Raw genomic sequence first — 3,786 nt, forward strand, 5'->3', positions numbered from 1 at the left:
ACGGGGTTGTATGCGGGCCGCTGGTTGCGGTCAAGGATAACGGCCCCGCTTTCGTCCGTTTCTTCCCCGCGTTTCAATTCAAGGTATATCGTTTTTACGCTCATGCCCAGCCGAACCGCTATGTCCGCCGCACGGTCGTTTGACTGATACCACGCGGAAATCTGCTTTCGGTCTGTGAATGTCAAATATCTGTATTTCCGCAAGATTTCTCACCCCCGGTTCGTCGTTTTCCCATTTCTTTGCAAAAAAATTAGGTTACACAGGTCGTTTGACCTTGTGTAACCTAATTGTAATGCTTGCCGGCTTTTTTCTTGACATTTTGAGCGCATATCATTATAATAGGGGGTAATTGACCGCGGCTTGCGTCCGGCGGAAATAAGAAGCCGTACCAATAGAATGTAGCACGCCTTTTTTCGGCCTTTTTGGCCGCTGGCTGTGTTGCGAAAGTTTGCCAATACACTTTCGCGTCTTGCCAAGCGCCCAAAACAGGCTCGAAAACCGTCATACGAATTCTATCGGTACAGCTTCTAAGAAAGTGAAACTACAGGCTGAAAGCGTTTTTAGCCTGTGGGTTTCTCTTTGTGTTTTCCCAAAGATTCCGGCCGGAAAGCTCGGGAGAAAGGAAGAAGGTTATCAGCAATGGCAGAAAAGCAGTATTTTGTTACAAAAGAGGGCCTTGCCGCCCTGGAGAAGGAACTGGACTATCTGAAAACGGTGCGCCGGAAGGAGGTCGCCGAGAAAATAAAAGTGGCGCTGTCTTTTGGCGACCTGTCGGAGAACAGTGAATATGACGAGGCAAAAAACGACCAGGCCATGGTGGAGGCACGTCTTGCGGATGTGGAGGTCATGCTGAAAAACGCTGTGGTGATTGACGAGAGCCGGCTGAACAACGAGACGGTGCATATCGGTTCAAAAATTGACGTGGATATTGTCTCGCCCACCGGGAAGGCTTCGGAACGTACATTCCGCATAGTAGGCTCTAATGAGGCCGACCCCCGCAATGGAAAGATTTCCGATGAGTCCGCAGTGGGCAAGGCGCTCATTGGCGGAAAGGTGGGGCAGTCTGTGGAGGTGGAAACGCCCACAGGGACGGCCCGGTATACTATCGTTAATATTTCAAGATAGGCTGTCCGGCTGAAATGCAGGAATGTGACGAGGATTGGAGGAAATGAAGATGACGGAACATCAGGCAAGCCAAGGAGAACTGGAATTAAAGGAAATTCTGAAGATACGCCGGGAGAAGCTGTTTCAAATGCAGAAAGAGGGATTGGACCCCTACCGGCACACCAGATTTGAGGCGGACCGCAAGGCCCAGGAAATTCTGGAACATTTTGAGGAGCTGGAGGGCCGGTCCGTGTCCGTGGCCGGGCGGATTATGAGCCGCCGGGGCATGGGCAAGGTGGCCTTTATGGATCTGCGGGACAGCTCCGGGCGGATTCAGATCTACGCCAAGATCGACGTGATGGGGGAGGAGGCCTACAAGGCCATGCAGGCCGGGCTGGACATCGGCGACATCGTGGGCGTGAAAGGGGAGGTGTTCCGCACCCAGCGGGGGGAGATCTCCGTGAAGGCCCTGGAGCTGACTATCCTCTCCAAGGCCCTGCTGCCCCTGCCCGAGAAGTACCACGGCCTGACCAATACCGACGCCCGCTACCGCCAGCGCTATCTGGACCTGATCATGAACCCGGAGGTCCGGGACGTGTTTGTAAAGCGCAGCAGGATCATCAGCGCCATCCGGCAGTTCCTGGACGGCCAGGGCTTTCTGGAGGTGGAGACCCCGGTGCTGCACACCCAGGCGGGCGGCGCGGCGGCCCGGCCCTTCATCACCCACCACAACACCCTGGATATGGATATGTACCTGCGCATCGCCCTGGAGCTCCATCTGAAGCGGCTCATTGTAGGCGGCTTTGACCGGGTGTACGAGGTCAGCCGGGTATTCCGCAACGAGGGCATGGACACCTGGCACAACCCGGAGTACACCATGCTGGAGTTCTACCAGGCTTATACCGACATCCACGGAATGATGGACCAGACCGAGGGCCTGATCCGCTTTGTGGCCCATACGGTCCTGGGTGCCGGCCAGGTGGAACGGGACGGGGTGGAGATCGACCTGGACCGGCCCTTTGCCCGGATCAGCATGACGGAGGCCGTGAAGCGGTATGCCGGGGTGGACTTTACCCAGGTGCACACCCTGGAGGAGGCCCGGGCTCTGGCGGATCAGCACCATATCCAATACGAGCAGCGCCACAAGAAGGGGGAGATCCTGAACCTGTTCTTTGAGGAGTTCTGCGAAAAGAATCTGGTGCAGCCCACCTTCCTCACCGGCCACCCGGTGGACATTTCGCCCCTGGCAAAGAAGGACCCGGAGAACCCGGAGTATACCCAGCGCTTCGAGCTGTTCATCTGCGGCAGAGAGTACGCCAACGCCTTCAGCGAGCTCAACGACCCCATCGACCAGCGGCAGCGTTTCGAGGCCCAGGCGGCACAAAAGGCCGCCGGCGACGACGAGGCCTGCGACGTGGACGAGGACTTCCTCACCGCTCTGGAATACGGAATGCCCCCCACCGGCGGCATGGGCATGGGCGTGGACCGGCTGGTCATGCTGCTCACGGGAGCACAGTCCATCCGGGATGTGCTGCTGTTCCCGACAATGAAGTCCTTAGATGGTGTAAATAAGAAAAATGATGTAAGCCACAAGGCTGTTCAGGCGGTTGCAAATGATGTAAACACAGAGCCGGAGAAGATTGATTTTTCTAAGGTAGAGATTGAGCCTCTATTCAAGGATTTCGTTGATTTTGAGACTTTCTCTAAATCGGATTTCAGAGTCGTAAAGGTGCTTGAATGTGAAGCCGTACCGAAGTCAAAGAAACTCTTAAAGTTTACATTAGACGATGGCACAGGCGAAAACAGGACGATTTTAAGCGGTATTCACGAGTATTACGAGCCGGAAGAATTGGTCGGCAAGACTTGTATCGCTATCACCAATCTTCCGCCAAGACCGATGATGGGTATTGATTCCTGCGGTATGCTGATAAGCGCTGTTCACAATGAGGAAGGTGCAGAAAAACTCCATCTTCTGATGGTAGACAACCACATTCCGGCAGGCGCAAAGCTCTATTAAGATGTATCGTTTTCCCCGGTAAAACGGGATGTACTTTAATGCCGGGATACGCCCCATCAGTACACATTTACATCAAATTTACATCATTTGGTGCAGGAAAGTGTGCAGAGGCTGAAAAATCGCATAATTTCTAAGATTAAGACCTTGAGAGGATAATACCTTTCAAGGTCTTTTTTGCGTTGTACGGTGTATCCGGTCGCAAACTACAAGTTTTCTTTGATTTCCAATACAATGTAATTGCAAAGGAGGTTGAGGTTTGATTATGAGTAACAGTTTAGCGATTATGCGCCCGGAGCTTGTGCGTGAGTGGTCGGACAAAAATCTTCCGCTTACACCCGATAAAATAACCTATGGCTCAAATAAAATCGTTTGGTGGAAAGCTGCCTGCGGTCACGAATGGCAGACAAGCGTTAAGGCTCGCTCAAAGGGCGAGAACTGTCCTATATGCTCAGGAGCAAGAGTAATTGAGGGAATCAATGATTTAGCCACATTGAAGCCGGAATTAGCACAGGAATGGTCAGATAAAAATGAAATAAAGCCTGCGGAGGTTTCCATCGGCTCACATAAGAAAGTGATATGGAGTCCTGCAAACAAAAGTCAAGCCCCAAGATAGAGGAAATAGAAAATTTTTTAGAAAATGAAAAAGTGTATACCAAACCAAGCCT

4 protein-coding genes are annotated in these 3,786 nt (G+C 52.6%); 3 read left to right on the forward strand and 1 reads right to left on the reverse strand.

What is annotated here, in order from left to right:
- Nucleotides 1-203 (reverse strand): helix-turn-helix domain-containing protein (locus tag D7X94_RS18255; protein WP_147401774.1); only part of this gene is annotated, 203 nt, incomplete at its 3' end.
- Between the two features lie 436 nt (nucleotides 204-639).
- On the opposite strand from D7X94_RS18255, the gene greA reads away from it, so the two are divergent.
- From greA to D7X94_RS17635, 3 genes are all read left to right on the forward strand, one after another.
- On the forward strand, nucleotides 640-1,125 hold the full coding sequence (gene greA, locus D7X94_RS17625) for a transcription elongation factor GreA (protein WP_120429105.1): 486 nt from the start codon (nucleotides 640-642) through the stop codon (nucleotides 1,123-1,125).
- A gap of 43 nt (nucleotides 1,126-1,168) precedes the next feature.
- On the forward strand, nucleotides 1,169-3,121 hold the full coding sequence (gene lysS / locus D7X94_RS17630; RefSeq protein ID WP_442857929.1) for a lysine--tRNA ligase: 1,953 nt from the start codon (nucleotides 1,169-1,171) through the stop codon (nucleotides 3,119-3,121).
- Nucleotides 3,122-3,383: 262 nt separating this feature from the next.
- Nucleotides 3,384-3,734, forward strand: coding sequence for a zinc-ribbon domain-containing protein (locus tag D7X94_RS17635; RefSeq protein WP_120429109.1), 351 nt, complete (start codon nucleotides 3,384-3,386; stop codon nucleotides 3,732-3,734).
- Nucleotides 3,735-3,786 lie beyond the last annotated feature (52 nt).

This window comes from Acutalibacter sp. 1XD8-33 (genome assembly GCF_003612555.1).
Lineage (GTDB): Bacteria > Bacillota > Clostridia > Oscillospirales > Acutalibacteraceae > Acutalibacter.

Excerpts from the sequence above, each read along its gene's own strand:
- lysS (WP_442857929.1), top strand. The coding sequence starts at position 1,169 with ATGAAGATGACGGAACATCAGGCAAGCCAAGGAGAACTGGAATTAAAG.
- D7X94_RS17635 (WP_120429109.1), top strand. The coding sequence starts at position 3,384 with ATGAGTAACAGTTTAGCGATTATGCGCCCGGAGCTTGTGCGTGAGTGG.
- greA (WP_120429105.1), top strand. The coding sequence starts at position 640 with ATGGCAGAAAAGCAGTATTTTGTTACAAAAGAGGGCCTTGCCGCCCTG.